Genomic DNA, 13160 nt, shown 5'->3' with positions numbered 1-13160 from the left:
CGCGTGACCCCTCCTGCTCTCTAGAACCTGACACGTTCCCCACGCCTGTAGCCGGTGCCTGCGCACCGGCTCACCGGGCTGCTCTCACGCGCCCGGCACAGCGTCCGAGGCCGCGCGTAATCGGCCTCGCGTCAGGTCTTCAGAGATCAGGTCTTCATGTCATCCCAACCACATATCGTGCTGTCCTGGGTCGTGCGCCGGACCCGCCTTCCGCTGCTGTCGCTGCGCTGCGCCGTCTGCCGGGCGGAGTCGGCCACCGCCGCCAAGGGCCGGTTCCGGGTCAACGCCAACGGCAAGCTGCTGGACGTGTGGCTGCTCGTGCGGTGCGTGTCCTGCGACCGCACCATCAAGCTCACCGTCCGCGAGCGGGCACCTGTCAGTTCGTTCGATCCCGCCGATCTGCACGGCCATCACCTCAACGATCCCGATCTGGTGGCGGCCACACTGCTCGACCCGTGGTTCGCCCGGCGCTGCCGCTTCACCCTCGACTGGACGGACGCGTGGACGCTCGACGCGCCCACGGTGCCCTTGGACGGGTGGCCGGTGCAGGTGGACGTCACCTTCGACGATCCGGTGCCGGTACGGCCGGACCGGCTCATCGCGCGCCGGTTCGGCCTCACCCGGGCGGAGGTGCTGGGCCGGGTGAAGTCCGACATCCCGCTGAAGCGCCCGACGAGCACCGGATTCACCTTCACCGTACTGGCGGACGACTGACCGGGGCGTGGTCGCGGCGGCACCCGGCCGCCGCGACCACGCTTCACCCGCTGGCGCGCGCCACGGCGAGCTCGGCCTCGATCAGATCGGCGGCCCGGTCGGCGCCGCCGGCGGCGCGGACCTGCCGCTTCAACTCCGCAGTGCGGGCCACCACGGCGGGGTCCGAGGTGAGATCGAGCAGCGCCTCGCGCAGCTCCGCGGCGGTGACGGTGGCCGAGTCGACGACCCGGGCGACGCCGAGGGCGGCCAGTTGCTCGGCGTTCGCGAACTGGTCGGCCGCCTGCGGTACGGCGATCATCGGCGTCCCGCAGTAGAGGCCCTCGCTGCTGCCGCCCATGCCGGCGTGGGTGACGAAGGCGTCCGCCTGCTCCAGTACGGCCAGCTGTGGCACCCACCGGTGGACCTCGACGCCGTCGGGCACGGGACCGAGCTCGGCGGGGTCGACGTGCTCGCCGATCTGGAGAACCGTGTGCCAGCCGGGCAGGTCACCGAACGCGGCGAGGCAGCGGCGGTAGAACTCGGGCTGCCGGGTGAAGGCGGAGCCGAGCGAGACGAGTAGCACCTTCCCGGCGCGCTCCGGCCGTACCCATGATCCCTGGTCGGAGCGGTCGCCCAGCACCGGGCCGACGAAGCTGTAGACCGACCGGTCCACCCGGTCGGCGTTCGGCTGGAGCGCCTCCGGCGGCAGGACCAGGCCGCGAACCGGCCGCCCCTGGAACGCCATGCTGTCGGTGACCGACGAGCCCTCAGCGGTCAGCCACTGCGTGAAGCGCCGGTAGTAGTCGGCGCCACGCGGATCGGCCCGCATCGCCTCCACGGCGGGTGCCATCTCCTGCTCGTAGCCGTCCCAGGCGACGAACGTGGAGGAGAGCTGGACGGCCGGAATCCCCCACTGCTCGCCGAGCAGCCGGGCCGGCGCGCCGGCGATGTCGTAGAGGAACAGGTCCGGCCGGTCGTCGTCGTAGGCGGCCCGCAACTGCGGCAGCATGGCGACGGCATCGTCGAGGAAGAGCGTGAGCTGCGCGATCGGATCGTCGATTCCGGCGCCGCCGTCGGCGGGCAGCGTCGAGGTGTACGGCTTCAGCTCCGCGCCGGTGGCCCGGATCGCCTCGGCGAAGGCGGGATCGTTGGCGTACGTGACCCGGTGGCCGCGCCGCACGAGGGTACGGATGATCTCCAAGCTCGGGTTGACGTGGCCGTGGAACGGGATGCTGACCATGGCGATGTGCGGCACGTGATCTCCTGATCCTCGCTGAGACGAGACGTTCCGTCTCGATCAGAAGACCACAGCGCACCCGAACCGTCAAGACGATACGTCTCGTCTCGCTGTAGGCTCGTGGGGTGACCCCGCAGCCCACCCGCCGCAACGAGCAGTCCCGCCGCGCGATCCTCGCCGCCGCCCTCGAACTGCTGGCCGAGACCGGCTACCCGGCCCTGACCGTCGAGGCGATCGCCGCCCGCGCCGGCGTCGGCAAGCAGACGATCTACCGCTGGTGGCGCGGCAAGGGCGCGGTCATCCTGGATGCGCTCGCTGACGATGTGCCGGAGGTCGTCGCGCTGCCCGACACCGGTGACCTGCGGGCTGACCTGCGCCAGGTTCTCCGGGCCACTGTCGCCGAGTTCGCCGATCCACGGTTGTCCGCCACCACCCGCGCCATCACCATCGAGACGCTCGCCGACGAGGAACTGGGCGCGCAGGCACGCGACCGACTGCTCCGCCCTCAGCTGAACGCGGTGCGCGTTCGCCTGGAGGCCGCTCGCGAGGCCGGCCAGGTCCGCCCCGACGCGGCGCTGGACCAGGTGGTGGAGCTGCTGTTCGGCCCGCTCTACCACCGCTGGCTGCTGCGCAACGGACCGCTCACCGACGACTACGCCGACGGCATCGTCGACCTGGTCGTCGCCGCCGTCACCCCGTCAACGAGCATTCGCGGCTAGCCATTCGCCTGCGGCCTGTCGGCGGCCAGTTCCTGCGACAACCGGTCCAGGCCACCTCTGATCAACTTCCCGTAGCCGTCGTCGCCGAGCGCCTCGACACCCTCCCGGGCCCGCCGGAGGTGGTCCCTCGCCTGGTCGAGTTCGCCGAGCCTGCGGTGGCACTCCGCCAGGTTGAGATGCAGCGACGGGTACAGCCCGGCAACCGGCATCGGCACCCCGGCCCGCGCGACCTGCTCGTCGGTGAGCAGGTCAGCCGCCGCGAGCGCCCGCTGGTCCCAGACAAGCTCCTGGCGTACGTCGTCCTGCACGTCGGCCATCGCGTGGGCGAGGACGCAGACATGCAGCGGGTCGCCCTGCTCCGCGCCGATCTCGTTCCAGATCCGGGTGAACAAGTCGCGGGCGTCCTCCCGCCGACCGTGCTGGTGATGCATCTGGACGCCGTCGTTGATCCTGGCCAGTGTCGCGTCGAACGCCATCGCCTGCTCCCTGGGGTCGGCTTCGGTGGCGTGATCGTACGCCGACGGCTTCCAAGGAGTTGGTCCGCACATAACTGTCATTATGGTGCAGTGCCGATTAGTCCTTTTTGACCGTCCGGGTTAAGCAAATACTGTTATCGGTAATCCATTAATACGCGCCCGCTCCTGCCGAAGGGCGGACAGCGCCTGTCGTGTGCCGACTCCGTTGCCACTGTGGCGGCTCCCGGCTGGGGCATGGTCGGTCTTCACCGGCGGCACCTGGGTGGCGGTTCCGGGGTGCGTGCCGCTCACCGTCCGGACGAGAAACCGACACCCGCCTGTCGGTGGGTGTGGCATGTGAGCAGAGCGCGTCCTGACGGGAGAACGCGGTGGCGGAGGATCAGCGCGCCGAGTTCGCCGGTGAGTCGGCCGCGTCGACGTCGTTCGCCTCGGCGCCCCGGGTGCTGCGCAGACTCCACACGATCGACACCGCGATCGTCACCACGATCACGCCGAGGGTGACCGGGATGGGCAGCTTGCCGACCGGGGTCTCCGAGAGGATCAACTTGACGCCCGCGAAGGCGAGCAGGACGGCCAGGCCGTAGTGCAGGTGCACGAAGCGGCGCAGCAGCCCGGCGAGGCAGAAGTAGAGGCTGCGCAGGCCGAGGATGGCGAAGGCGTTGGCGGTCCAGACGATGAACGTGCTGGTGGTGATGGCCAGGATCGCGGCGACGCTGTCGATGGCGAAGATCAGATCGGTGGCCTCGACCGCGATCAGGACCACGAACAGTAGGGTCGCGACCCGCTTGCCGTCGACCCGGGCGACGAACCTGTCACCGTGGTAGGCGGGGTCGGTCGGGACGATCCGGCGGACCAGGCGGACGACGGGGTTGCGGTCCGGCGGGGCCTGCCCGTCGTGGCGGAACGCCATCTTGTAGCCGGTGTAGATGAGGAACGCGCCGAACACGTATGCGGTCCAGAAGAACGTCTCGAGCAGCTCCGCGCCGACGAAGATGAAGATGAACCGGAAGACCAGGGCGCCGATGACACCCCAGAACAGCACCTTGTGCTGGAACGCGGCGGGCACGGCGAAGTAGGTGAAGATCAGCGCGAAGACGAAGACGTTGTCGATCGACAGCGCCTTCTCGATCAGGTAGCCGGCGTAGTAGGTGCCGGCCACGTCACCGCCCTGCCAGGCCCAGAGGACCACGCCGAAGAGCAGGCCGGCGGCAATCCAGATGCCGGACCAGACGGCTGCCTCACGGAAGCCGATGACGTGGTTGTCGCGGTGCAGGAACAGATCGACGGCGAGCATCGCCGCGATCGCCAGCATGAGGACGGCCCAGATCCACCAGGACACGGACATCACGAAGGGAGACCTCTCGCCCGGGCCGGCACACGGTGTTCCGGCGCTGCTGGACGACGGTCTCCCCGGGCCACCTGTGACGGTGGCTGCATCGCCGGGATCCGGATGGGCCGGGCCCGTACTGACGGCGGTGCGTGGATCGTCGGGTACTCCCCCTCGAACTATGACCCATTATTCACGAAGCAGAGTTCGTACGTCAAGGGTGGCCGGCCGCCGATAGGGTGCCTGGATGGACGAAGACGCACGACGTCGGCACTCCTCGTCGTTCGGCGCGGCGGCGACGGCGTACGCCGAACACCGCCCGGACTACGCGCGGGCCGCTCTGCGGTGGGCCCTCGAACCCGCGCCCGGCGCGCGGGCGCTCGACCTCGGCGCGGGCACCGGCAAGCTCACCGCCACGCTGGCCGAGGTGACCGACGACGTGACGGCGGTCGAGCCGGACCCGGCGATGCTCGCCGAACTGCGCCGCACCCTGCCGGGCATACGCGCGCTTTCCGGCAGCGCCGAGGCGATCCCGCTGCCGGACGCCTCGGTCGACGCAGTGGTCGCCGGCAACGCGATGCACTGGTTCGACATGGCAGTGGCCGGCCCGGAGATCGCCCGGATCCTCTCCCCCGGCGGAGTCCTGGCCGGACTGTGGAACGTCGTGGACGACCGGGTCGACTGGGTCGCCGGGCTCGCGGCGGTCAGCGGAAGCGCCGCCATCGGCCCCCGGGACACGCCCGCGAGCTGGCGCGCCGCCACGACCGGCATGCACCTGCCGGAGACCGGCGGGGCCCGGTTCGGCTCGCCCGAGCAGGCGGAGTTCCCGCACGGCCAGCGCCGTACCGCCGACTCGCTCGTGGCGACGCTCGCCACCCGGGCCGGGACGCTGGTCATGCCGGACCGGGACCGCGCGGAGGCGCTCGACCGCATCCGCGCCTACCTGGCCGGCCGGCCGGAGACGGCCGACGGCGAGTTCACGCTCCCGATGCTGACGTGCGTGCTGCGCGTACGCCGGTTGTGACGGCGATGACCGGCGCGGACGTCCGCGCCGCCGCGGCCGCGGCGACAGCGGTGCTGCGGCCCGCCGGCGACCGGGACTGGACGGTACGCGCCGGCGGCCTGGACTGGTCCTGCTGGACCACCGCCGCGCACATCGCGCACGACCTGGTCGCGTACACCGGTCAGGTGTCGGGTCGGCCCGGCGGCGGCTATCTGCCGTTCGACCTGCGGGTACGCGCCGACGCCACGCCCGCCGAGGTGCTCACGATCGCAGCGGCCGCGGCCGGGATGCTGGCCGCCACGATCGACGCCGCGAATCCGGACGACCGCGCGTGGCACTTCGGCCCGTGCGATCCGGGCGGGTTCGCCGCGATGGGTGTGGCCGAGATCCTCCTGCACACGCACGACCTGACCCGAGGGCTCGGCCTGGACTGGTCGCCACCCGCCGAGCTGTGCGCCGGGGTGGTACGCCGGCTGTTCCCCGACGCGCCGGGCGGCGACCCGGTGCCGGTGCTGCTGTGGCTGACCGGCCGCGCACCGCTCGGCGACCGTCCCCGGCGTACCGCGTGGACCTGGCAGGCGACGCTTTCCTGAACGTTCTCAGCGACGCCACCAGCGCCGGCGCGGCCGGGCCGGAGTGGCTCGCTGCTGCTCCGGCGCCGTGACGACCGGTGTGTTGCGTTCCCGGTCGGCACGCCAGCGGCGCACCGCCTCCTCGACGTTCACCGGGCGGACCACCACGCGTGGCCCGGTCGGGGTACGCAGCCAGGCCACCACCTCGGTGTTGAGCGCCGCCACGTACGACCGGACGGCCTCCTCGGTGGGCAGGTCGCGCAGCTCGGCCGGGAGCTGTTCGATGCGGCGGCGCAACTGGAGCGGCGTGGGCAGCAGCAGGTCGGACGGGATCTGCTCGCGTTCCATGAAGCTGCGGATCCACCAGCCCTCGTCGTAGGGCATGTCGCGCCCCGGGATCGGCTTGCCGGCGCCCGGCAGGTTGTCGAACTCGCCGCGCTCCTGGGCCGAGCGGATCTGTGCCTCGACCGCGGCCTCCCAGCCTGTCGTCACCGCCGTCACCTCCCGTACCCACCGTATCCGCCACCGTCCGACAAGGGTCAGCGTCGCGCGGGGCCGGCCTGTTCCCGCGCGCCGGGCGGGACGCCGCGTAGCGTGCTGCACGGAGTACGGAGAGAGGTATCGGCGTGCGCGACTGGCTCATCGGTCTCGGAATGGCGACGGTCGGCTTGATCGTGAGCTGGGGGGTGCTGGTGCTGCTGGCCCGGCGCCTGCCGCCGGGCATCCTGCGCGATCTGGCCGCGTTCGTACCCGACTGTGTGACAGCGGTGCGACGGCTGCGCCGCGACCCGCGGGTGCCCCGCCGCGCCCGGGTCGCGATAGTGGTCGCCGGGCTCTGGGTGGCCAGCCCGATCGACCTGATCCCTGAGTTCCTGCCGGTGATCGGTCCGCTCGACGACATCGTGGTGGTGGCGCTCGCGTTGCGCTACGCCGCCCGGCAGGTACCCCGGCAGGTGCTGCTCGACGCGTGGCCGGGCGAGCCACGGCTGCTGCTGCGCCTGCTCGGCGGCACTGTCGCGTCTCCTCCGTCATGAGACCAGGTGGCGGACATGGCGGTGGCCGTCGCGGGGAAAGGGCGGGCGGGCCGGCATCACCTCGGCGAACGCGTACCCGCTCTTCTCCGCGACCCGGCAGGAGGCCGGGTTGTCGACCTGGTGCAGCAGCTCCAGACGGGTCAGGCCGGCGGCGGCGAACCGGGCGAACGCCCACCCGGTGACCGCCCCCACCGCCCGTGGCACGACACCCCGGCCGCGCGCCGGAGCTGCCGTCCAGTAGCCGACCTCGGCGGCCGGGCGTCCCGGGCGGACGTCCTTGAGCACGAGCGACATGCGGCAAGTATCACCGGTGTGCGCCGCTCACGTGACCCGCGTAACACCCACTGTCGCGTCACGGGCACCCGCGTACCGCGGCGACCGGCGTAGTGTCCGGTTCACGGTCGGCAACGGGGAGGCGACGTGGTCACTGTCGGCGCGGTCATGGGAATCGCCCTGGTGGCGCTCGGTCTGGTCCTCACACCCGGTCCCAACATGGTCTATCTGGTGTCCCGGTCGGTGACCCAGGGGCGGCGGGCCGGGCTGGTGTCGCTGCTCGGCGTGGCTGCCGGTTTCCTGGTCTACCTGGCCGCGGCGGTGGCCGGCATCGCCACCGTGTTCGTGCTGGTCCCGCCGCTGTACACGGCGGTGAAGCTGGCCGGCGCGGCGTACCTGCTGTGGCTGGCCTGGCGGACGCTGCGCCCCGGTGGCACGTCGGCGTTCGCCCCGGCGCCGCTGCCGCCGGACCGGCCCCGGCGCCTGTTCACCATGGGCCTGGTCACCAACCTCCTCAACCCGAAGATCGCCATCCTGTACGTGTCGCTGCTGCCGCAGTTCGTCGACCCGGCGCGGGGGCAGGTGGCGGTGCAGAGTCTCCTGCTCGGCCTGACCCAGATCGTCGTCGCGCTCACCGTGAACGCGCTGATCGTGCTCAGCGCCGGCTCGGTGTCGGCGTTCCTGACCCGCAGGCCGGGCTGGGCGCACCTGCAGCGGTACGTGATGGGCACGGTGCTGGCGGCGCTCGCGGTGCGGATCGCCGCCGACCGCTCCCGCGCCGCCGCCGCCACGCCCTGACCGGGGTACGCGCCTCAGCGCGCTGTTCCACGTCCGCCTCCGGCCCTGCCCGCCGGCACGCTCCGCGGCATCACCTGCCGGGGCCGGGTCACGGTCGAGGAGTTGACCTGGTCGCCGGGCCGGATCCGGGTGCGACTGGTGTCGCCGGTGGCGCTGGCCCCGGACCGGCCGTACGAGATGGTGTTCGGCTAGAGGTTGTCGGGCTGGTGCAGCGCCGGGTGGCTCCGGCCCGGCGCGGCGTACCAGGGCGGGGCGTCGTCGGTGAGCGCCGTGCCGATCCGCAGCCGCGACCAGTCGTCCAGGTCGGGCAGCGCGTCCGGGGCGAACCAGGCCACCGCCAGCGACTCGTCGCCGTCGGCCGTCGGTGACCCGCCGATCGCCCGGCAGCGGAACCAGACGTTCAGGTATTCGCAGGCGTCACCGTTGGGGTAGACCACCGGATGGGTGGCCACGCCGGCCAGCCGGTCGATCGCCACCTCGACGCCGGTCTCCTCGTGGACCTCGCGCACCACCGCGTCGGCCGGTTGCTCGCCCGGGTCCACGGTGCCGGCCGGGACCGACCAGCGGCCGTTGTCGCCCCGGCGGGCCAGCAGCACCCGCCCCGCGTCGTCGGTGACCACGCCGCTGACGCCGTACAGCATGAGCAGGTCGTGCCCGACGTGGCGGCGCAGGCGGGTGATGTAGGGCGAGACGGCCATGGCGAGCAGGCTACCGGCGGTCCTTCCGGTGCCGCCGGACCATGCCCTCGGCCAGCGCCGCACCGTCCAGGTCACCGGCGGCCAGCCGGCTGGCGACGGTACGGCGCACCATCCGGTCGGCGAGCGCCGGGGCGTGCCGGGCCAGCGCCATCTCGATCCGGCCGCGCCTGGTGGTGGCCACGTCCCGTGGCGCGCGGCGGGCGGTGGCGGCGCGCAGGATCGCCGTCACCACCCCCTCGACCGGCTCCGGGCGGGACACTCCGCTCAGCGACAGCCCGGCCGCCACTGTGCTGTCGTGGATCGGGGAGGCGACCATGCTGGGGTAGACGACGCTGACGCCGACGTGGGTGCCGACCTCGTGGCGCAGCGCGTCGGCGTACGCGACGAGCGCCCGCTTGCTGACCCCGTACGCGGCGGCCAGCGGCAGCGGCAGCACCGCCATCCGGCTGGCCACGAAGATCACCCGGCCGCGGGCGGCCTCCAGGGCGGGCATCGCGGCGGCGGTGGTACGCCAGGCGGCGAGCAGGTTCACCTCGATCTGGCGGCGTACCACCTCGTCCGGAGGCAGCTCGGCGGGCGCGGGTCCGCCCACCCCGGCGTTGTTGATCAGCAGGTCCAGCCCGCCGAGCCGCTCGACGGCGGCGGCCACCGCTGGTGGGGTCGCGGCCGGGTCGGTCAGGTCGACGCCGAGCACCGGCGGTGTGGCGCCGGGGTCGGCGTGCAGGTCCAGCCCGACCACATGCGCCCCGGCGGCGGTGAGTGCCGCGCCCAGGTGCTGCCCGAACGTGCCCCGGGCGCCGGTGACCAGCACCCGCCGCCCGGCCAGCCCACGTACCGCTTCGGTACCGCTTCCCTGCGGGCCTGCGGCGCTCATCGGGCCGCTCCGGCCCGGCGCCGCCCGGTGGCCAGTTCGCGGCCCAGCTCGGCCAGGTAGACGTCGAAGTCGACGCGCATGTGCGGGCGGCGCTGCCCCCACCGGGCGGTGGCGGCACGCAGTTCCTCCCGGCAGGCGGCCGCTTGGCGGGCCGGGTCCGGTGGCGCCCAGGTGCCGGCCAGGCGTGCGGCCACCAGCCGGGCCTGCGCCTCGACCAGTGGGAACGCGGCGCCGGTGGACTGCATCAGCCCGACGAACGCCAGCCCGGGGGCGTCCAGGTGGAACACGTGCCGGTACAGCGGCAGCCGGTCCGCGCCGTCGCCGAGCAGCGCCGGGTCGAGGAACGGCACCTCGACCCGGTAGCCGGTGCACCAGACGACCAGGTCGACCTCGTCGGTGCGGCCGTCGGTGAACTCGGCCCGGTCGCCGTCGAAGCGGGCGATGCCGGGCCGGGCCTGGATGTCGCCGTGGGTGAGCCGGGACAGCAGCGCGTCGGACAGCGTCGGGTGGTCCTGGAGGAAGCCGTGCGCCGGTGCGGGCAGCCCGTACCGGGCGAGTGACCCGACCGCAGTAGTGATCATGGTCTGGCTGATCCGCTGTCGCAGCCGCCAGGGCAGCCGGCGGGCCAGCGCGCCGTTGAGCGTGTCCGACGGGCGGCCGAGCAGGTACTTGGGCACCACCCAGACGCCGCGGCGCAGCGACAGCAGCGTGCGCGCGGCGGCGTACGACGCGTCGACGGCGATGTCCATGGCGGAGTTGCCGCCGCCGACCACGAGCACCCGGCGCCCGGCGAGCTGCTCCGGGCCGCGGTAGTCGTGGCTGTGCATCTGCTCGGCGGTGCACTCACCCGGATACGGCTGGGGTCGCTTCGGCACCCGGTTGTGCCCGTTGGCGACCACCACCGCCTCGACGTCGACCTCGACCGGGCCGTCCGGGCCGGTGGCCTGCACCCGCCAGCCGTCGCCGGTGCGGGTGACCCGCTCGACGGTGTGCCGCAGCCGTACCGCCTCGCGCAGCCCGAACCGGTCGGCGTAGTCACCGAGGTAACCGGCGACGCGGGTGTGGTCGGGGTAGTCGGGCCAGTCGGCCGGCATCGGGTGGTCGGCGAACTCGGTGCGCCCCTTGCTGGTGTTCAGATGCAGCGTCCGGTACGCGGGCGAGCCGGGTGCGCCGTACACCCAGAGGCCGCCGGGTGTGTCCGCCGCCTCGAACGCGACGGCGGGGACACCGGCGTCGGCGAGCGCCTTGAGTGTGGCCAGCCCGGCGGCTCCGGCGCCGACGACCGCGACCCTCGGTGTGGCCATACCCCGCCTCCTTAATCCAACGACCGATGGATAATCTCCGGAGCGGAGGCCGGCGTCAAGGGCGGATGTCTCCCGGGCCGCCGGCGTACAGCGCGTCGAGGAACCGGTGGACGAACGCCCGGAACTCGCGGCGCTCCCGCGCTCCCGAACCGGTCCCGGCGGCCAGCGCCACCACATGCCCGTGCACCGCCCAGACCAGGGAACGCACCGTCACGTGCGGGGTCGGCTCGGTCAGCGCGCCGGCGCCGGCCGCGGCCACCAGCAGCTCCTCGACCAGCCCGTACAGCGGCGCGGCGTAGCGGCGGTCCAGTTCGCCGTGCCGCTGCGGCTCCAGCCAGCGGCGCAGCCACAGCGCGGTCGTCTCCGGCCGGTCCTCCAGGAAGTCGACGAACACGTCCACCAGGTCGTGCAGCGCCCGCACCGCGTCCTGCGGGCCCGCCGCCAGGGCCGACCGGGCGCGTTTCCCGGCCGCCTCGATGACCTCCTGCTCGGCGCTGAACACCCGGGCGAAGCAGGCGTCGTAGAGCTGTGCCTTCGGCCCGGTGTGGTGCACAACGGTGGCCGCGTCCACGCCCGCCGCGGCGGCGACGTCGCGGACGCTCACCGCGTCGAAGCCCCGCTCGGCGAACAACGCGGTGGCGGCGGCGAGCACCAGGTCACGGGTCGGCCGCTGGTCGTCGCGGCGGGGCCGGCCCGGGCGGCGGCGAGGCATGGTCATCCGGCCATTGTTCCCCCTACAATCCAGCATCCGTTGGATTGGGGGCGGCGTGCCCCGAGGACAGGAGACCGCCATGACCGGGCTGGATCGGCGCTCCGACGCGGTCACCCTGCCGCGCGGCCCGCTCGTCGGCTTCGCCACCGGCTCGCTCGGCATGGGCGTCTGGGTCACCGTGCCGGGACTGCTGCTGCTCTACTTCCTGACCGACGTGCTGGCGGTCGCGCCGTGGCTGGCCGGGCTCACCCTGCTGCTGCCGAAGATCGCCGACGTGCTGCTGCACCCGTGGATCGGGCACCGCTGCGACGTGGAACAGACCCGCCGGGGCCACCGCCGCCGGCTGCTGCTTGCCGGGTGCGTGCTGCCGCTGGCGTTCGCCGCGCTGTTCGCGGTGCCCGGCGGCCTCACCGGCGCCGCCGCGGCGGGCTGGGTGGCGGTGTTCTTCGTCGCCGGCAACCTGCTGTTCGCCGCCTATCAGGTGCCCTACCTGGCGACCCCGGCGGATCTGCGGATCGGCTACCACGAGCGGACCCGGCTGATGGCGTTCCGGATGGTGGTGCTGACACTCGGCATCCTGGTCTCCGGGTTGCTCGCGCCGCTGCTTGCCGGCGGTGACGACGCCACCCGCGCCGGTTACCTGCGGATGGGTGTGATGCTGGCGGCCGGAATGCTCGCCGCGATGGTCGTCGGCGTCGCCGGGATCGGCCGGCTGCTCCGCAGCGCCGCCGACACGGCCCCGCCGCACGGCCCGGGCGGGTGGCGGGCGCTGGCGGCCAGCCTGCGGGACCGGCAGTTCCGCTGGTTGGTCGGCGCGTACCTGGCCATGTCCACCACCACCCACCTCGTGCTCGCCGGGGTGCCCTACTACGCCGAGTACGAGCTGGGCCGCCCCGGGCTCACCACGGTGCTGGTGGCCGCGTTCGTCGCGCCCGCGCTGCTGGTCACCCCCGGCTGGCTGGCAGTGGCGCGGCGGATCGGCAAGCAACGTGCCCTGCTCGCCGGGCAGGCCGCGTTCGCCGCCGGGTCGCTGGTGCTGGCGATCGGCCGTCCCGCCGGGCTGCCGGTGCTGGTGGCCGCCGTGGCGGTGCTCGGGGTGGCGTTCGCCGGCATGCAACTGCTGCCGTTCTCGATGCTGCCCGACGTGATCCGCGCGGCCGGCGGCACCGAGCGGGCCGGCACGTACACCGGGGTGTGGACCGCCACCGAGGCCACCGGCGCCGCGCTCGGCCCCTACGCGTACGCGCTGTGCCTGGCCGCCGGTGGGTTCGTGGCCTCGACCGCCGGGCAGACGGTGACCCAGTCCCCGGCGGCGCTGGACGCGTTGCGCTACGGCTTCGGGCTGCTGCCCGCCGCCGTGATGGTGGTCGCGGTGCTGCTGCAACGCCGCTACACCCTCGACGGCGCGGCCCGGGCCGACGCCGCCGGATAGACTTCGCG

Annotated in this window: 16 protein-coding genes; 7 read left to right on the top strand and 9 right to left on the bottom strand. The window is 73.3% G+C overall.

Going from position 1 to position 13160, the window contains the following annotated elements; genetic code table 11:
- The first annotated feature begins 177 nt into the window (after positions 1 to 177).
- Positions 178 to 714 carry a DUF1062 domain-containing protein gene (locus GA0070215_RS07195; protein WP_244166903.1) on the top strand — a complete coding sequence of 179 codons (537 nt, stop codon included), beginning with the start codon at positions 178 to 180 and terminating at the stop codon, positions 712 to 714.
- Positions 715 to 757: 43 nt separating this feature from the next.
- Here the strand turns inward: GA0070215_RS07195 and GA0070215_RS07190 are convergent, their stop codons facing one another.
- Positions 758 to 1948, bottom strand: a complete 1191-nt coding sequence (locus GA0070215_RS07190) for a macrolide family glycosyltransferase (RefSeq protein WP_091043162.1) — start codon at positions 1946 to 1948, stop codon at positions 758 to 760.
- Positions 1949 to 2055: 107 nt separating this feature from the next.
- On the opposite strand from GA0070215_RS07190, the gene GA0070215_RS07185 reads away from it, so the two are divergent.
- Positions 2056 to 2649, top strand: coding sequence for a TetR/AcrR family transcriptional regulator (locus tag GA0070215_RS07185; RefSeq protein ID WP_091043159.1), 594 nt, complete (start codon positions 2056 to 2058; stop codon positions 2647 to 2649).
- Here GA0070215_RS07185 and GA0070215_RS07180 read toward each other — a convergent pair.
- Together GA0070215_RS07180 and GA0070215_RS07175 are read right to left on the bottom strand one after the other, a co-directional pair.
- Positions 2646 to 3125 (bottom strand): hypothetical protein, encoded by a 480-nt coding sequence (locus GA0070215_RS07180; RefSeq protein WP_091043156.1) that lies wholly within the window; start codon positions 3123 to 3125, stop codon positions 2646 to 2648. The two genes, GA0070215_RS07185 and GA0070215_RS07180, sit on opposite strands and share 4 nt — an antisense overlap.
- Positions 3126 to 3504: 379 nt before the next feature.
- Complete coding sequence (locus GA0070215_RS07175) at positions 3505 to 4470, bottom strand: TerC family protein (RefSeq protein ID WP_091043153.1); 966 nt, start codon at positions 4468 to 4470, stop codon at positions 3505 to 3507.
- 229 nt (positions 4471 to 4699) lie between these two features.
- Between GA0070215_RS07175 and GA0070215_RS07170 the strand changes: the two genes are divergently transcribed.
- Together GA0070215_RS07170 and GA0070215_RS07165 are read left to right on the top strand one after the other, a co-directional pair.
- A complete protein-coding gene (locus GA0070215_RS07170) occupies positions 4700 to 5476 on the top strand; it encodes a class I SAM-dependent methyltransferase (protein WP_091043150.1) in 777 nt (258 codons plus the stop codon).
- A 5-nt stretch (positions 5477 to 5481) separates the two neighbouring features.
- Entirely contained in the window at positions 5482 to 6048 is a 567-nt protein-coding gene (locus GA0070215_RS07165; protein WP_091043711.1) for a maleylpyruvate isomerase N-terminal domain-containing protein, read from the top strand.
- A 6-nt stretch (positions 6049 to 6054) separates the two neighbouring features.
- Here the strand turns inward: GA0070215_RS07165 and GA0070215_RS07160 are convergent, their stop codons facing one another.
- On the bottom strand, positions 6055 to 6519 hold the full coding sequence (locus GA0070215_RS07160) for a DnaJ family domain-containing protein (protein WP_091043707.1): 465 nt from the start codon (positions 6517 to 6519) through the stop codon (positions 6055 to 6057).
- A 134-nt stretch (positions 6520 to 6653) separates the two neighbouring features.
- Here GA0070215_RS07160 and GA0070215_RS07155 point away from each other — a divergent pair, with 134 nt between their 5' ends.
- Positions 6654 to 7061, top strand: a complete 408-nt coding sequence (locus GA0070215_RS07155) for a YkvA family protein (RefSeq protein WP_091043148.1) — start codon at positions 6654 to 6656, stop codon at positions 7059 to 7061.
- Here GA0070215_RS07155 and GA0070215_RS07150 read toward each other — a convergent pair.
- Positions 7056 to 7355 carry a GNAT family N-acetyltransferase gene (locus GA0070215_RS07150; RefSeq protein ID WP_244166902.1) on the bottom strand — a complete coding sequence of 100 codons (300 nt, stop codon included), beginning with the start codon at positions 7353 to 7355 and terminating at the stop codon, positions 7056 to 7058. The two genes, GA0070215_RS07155 and GA0070215_RS07150, sit on opposite strands and share 6 nt — an antisense overlap.
- A 126-nt stretch (positions 7356 to 7481) precedes the next feature.
- On the opposite strand from GA0070215_RS07150, the gene GA0070215_RS07145 reads away from it, so the two are divergent.
- Positions 7482 to 8132 carry a LysE family translocator gene (locus GA0070215_RS07145; protein WP_091043145.1) on the top strand — a complete coding sequence of 217 codons (651 nt, stop codon included), beginning with the start codon at positions 7482 to 7484 and terminating at the stop codon, positions 8130 to 8132.
- Between the two features lie 188 nt (positions 8133 to 8320).
- On the opposite strand, the gene GA0070215_RS07140 is transcribed toward GA0070215_RS07145, so the two are convergent.
- The 4 genes from GA0070215_RS07140 to GA0070215_RS07125 are packed head-to-tail and all read right to left on the bottom strand — an operon-like array spanning position 8321 to position 11726.
- Complete coding sequence (locus GA0070215_RS07140) at positions 8321 to 8830, bottom strand: NUDIX hydrolase (protein WP_018784361.1); 510 nt, start codon at positions 8828 to 8830, stop codon at positions 8321 to 8323.
- Between the two features lie 10 nt (positions 8831 to 8840).
- Entirely contained in the window at positions 8841 to 9704 is an 864-nt protein-coding gene (locus tag GA0070215_RS07135) for an SDR family NAD(P)-dependent oxidoreductase (RefSeq protein ID WP_018784362.1), read from the bottom strand.
- On the bottom strand, positions 9701 to 11008 hold the full coding sequence (locus GA0070215_RS07130; protein WP_091043142.1) for a flavin-containing monooxygenase: 1308 nt from the start codon (positions 11006 to 11008) through the stop codon (positions 9701 to 9703). Before GA0070215_RS07130 ends, GA0070215_RS07135 begins: the two co-directional genes overlap by 4 nt.
- Before the next feature lie 55 nt (positions 11009 to 11063).
- Positions 11064 to 11726 (bottom strand): TetR/AcrR family transcriptional regulator, encoded by a 663-nt coding sequence (locus GA0070215_RS07125; RefSeq protein ID WP_018784364.1) that lies wholly within the window; start codon positions 11724 to 11726, stop codon positions 11064 to 11066.
- A 73-nt stretch (positions 11727 to 11799) separates the two neighbouring features.
- Here GA0070215_RS07125 and GA0070215_RS07120 point away from each other — a divergent pair, with 73 nt between their 5' ends.
- Positions 11800 to 13152: an MFS transporter gene (locus tag GA0070215_RS07120; RefSeq protein WP_091043138.1), complete on the top strand. Its 1353-nt coding sequence runs from the start codon at positions 11800 to 11802 to the stop codon at positions 13150 to 13152.
- Positions 13153 to 13160 lie beyond the last annotated feature (8 nt).

It is taken from the genome of Micromonospora marina (assembly GCF_900091565.1).
Taxonomy (GTDB): Bacteria; Actinomycetota; Actinomycetes; order Mycobacteriales; family Micromonosporaceae; genus Micromonospora; species Micromonospora marina.
The sequence above is the reverse complement of the archived record's forward strand: the minus strand, read 5'-3'. Positions and strand labels throughout refer to the sequence as shown.

Excerpts from the sequence above, each read along its gene's own strand:
- GA0070215_RS07175 (WP_091043153.1), bottom strand. The coding sequence starts at position 4,470 with ATGTCCGTGTCCTGGTGGATCTGGGCCGTCCTCATGCTGGCGATCGCG.
- GA0070215_RS07140 (WP_018784361.1), bottom strand. The coding sequence starts at position 8,830 with ATGGCCGTCTCGCCCTACATCACCCGCCTGCGCCGCCACGTCGGGCAC.
- GA0070215_RS07125 (WP_018784364.1), bottom strand. The coding sequence starts at position 11,726 with ATGACCATGCCTCGCCGCCGCCCGGGCCGGCCCCGCCGCGACGACCAG.
- GA0070215_RS07120 (WP_091043138.1), top strand. The coding sequence starts at position 11,800 with ATGACCGGGCTGGATCGGCGCTCCGACGCGGTCACCCTGCCGCGCGGC.
- GA0070215_RS07180 (WP_091043156.1), bottom strand. The coding sequence starts at position 3,125 with ATGGCGTTCGACGCGACACTGGCCAGGATCAACGACGGCGTCCAGATG.
- GA0070215_RS07165 (WP_091043711.1), top strand. The coding sequence starts at position 5,482 with ATGACCGGCGCGGACGTCCGCGCCGCCGCGGCCGCGGCGACAGCGGTG.
- GA0070215_RS07130 (WP_091043142.1), bottom strand. The coding sequence starts at position 11,008 with ATGGCCACACCGAGGGTCGCGGTCGTCGGCGCCGGAGCCGCCGGGCTG.
- GA0070215_RS07150 (WP_244166902.1), bottom strand. The coding sequence starts at position 7,355 with ATGTCGCTCGTGCTCAAGGACGTCCGCCCGGGACGCCCGGCCGCCGAG.
- GA0070215_RS07170 (WP_091043150.1), top strand. The coding sequence starts at position 4,700 with ATGGACGAAGACGCACGACGTCGGCACTCCTCGTCGTTCGGCGCGGCG.
- GA0070215_RS07135 (WP_018784362.1), bottom strand. The coding sequence starts at position 9,704 with ATGAGCGCCGCAGGCCCGCAGGGAAGCGGTACCGAAGCGGTACGTGGG.